The 1,082-nt window shown below is 32.6% G+C and carries 2 protein-coding genes; both read left to right on the top strand.

The window, feature by feature from the left end:
- Positions 1-858, top strand: an 858-nt coding sequence (locus J3U35_RS04850; protein ID WP_267359887.1) for a hypothetical protein, incomplete at its 5' end; no start/stop codon positions are given.
- On the top strand, positions 858-1,082 hold a 225-nt coding region (locus J3U35_RS04855; protein ID WP_267359889.1), incomplete at its 3' end, for a hypothetical protein. The genes J3U35_RS04850 and J3U35_RS04855, both read left to right, overlap by 1 nt.

A 1,082-nucleotide genomic window follows, 5' to 3' on the forward strand; every position in this document is an offset into this window, starting at 1 on the left:
GCTTATGGTGGCACTGGCGCATCGGACTTTGAAAAAGCAGCAAAACATAAACGGTTGAGGCTATTAAAAAAATATCCAGATTCTGAAGTAAGAATTATTAAAGGATTTCTTTATCCAAATGAATTTAAAGCTGAATGGACAAAACTATATAATGAATTAACTAACTCAGAAACGGCTTATAAATATGCATTGTGGCAAGTTCATTATTTTGGTCATGGTGGACCTGATAAACTTAATTTAAAAGGTGACGGAAATGATATCTATTTTAAAAAAGAAGACAATATGGAACGTTTACCTTGGCATCCAAATGAAGGCATTATGGTATTACATTCCTGTCGGGGTGGTGCTTATGAAGATCTTGAAGAAGAAACACAAAGAAATGCACAAAAGTGTTTAGCTAATGTCATTTCAAAGCAACAAGAAACTCGTTGTTTAGGACAAGTGACTTATGCTAATTTTGCAGCCAATGTTGACGAGTGTAATAATATTTTAGTTGCTACTTCAAGTCAAGGAATGATTCCGGCGCCCACCCCTTCACTAGATAGCGCTTCTTATAAATATCGACCAGAAAGAAAGTTAAATAGTGTACTTCTGTATATTACTTCTTGTGCCTTATGGGGGTATGCTTTATTCACTGGTAAAACACATCGAAAGACGTTAGCTAGAATGAAGGAGTATAAAAATAGAATGATTGAACAAGAACAGGTAATGAATGCTATCTATCCCATTTATGAAGAAATAAAAAAACTTGCACCGAAAAATCAAATACTACCTTGCCGAGTTTTTAATAAAGGAGAACTAGAAGAACGTATTGTTGAAGTAGATGTGTTTAATCAAAATGATTTGGAGTATCTTTAATGAAGCATCCAGCTAAAAAAAATAAATCAATACGGAAAAAATTACCCATTTTTGTCATTATTTTGGGTTTTATTATCGGTATTGGTCTTATATATTTAAGCAGTGATAATTCAAAAAAACGAAACCATGAACTTAATCAACCGGAAAATTTAATTATGGATTTTACAATTTACCCTTCAACCATTCCTGAAAATCAATTATTACGTATACACGAAGCTAAAAAG

The sequence above is a fragment of the Gilliamella sp. B2717 genome, assembly GCF_026536675.1.
GTDB classification, from domain to species: Bacteria; Pseudomonadota; Gammaproteobacteria; order Enterobacterales; family Orbaceae; genus Gilliamella; species Gilliamella apicola_I.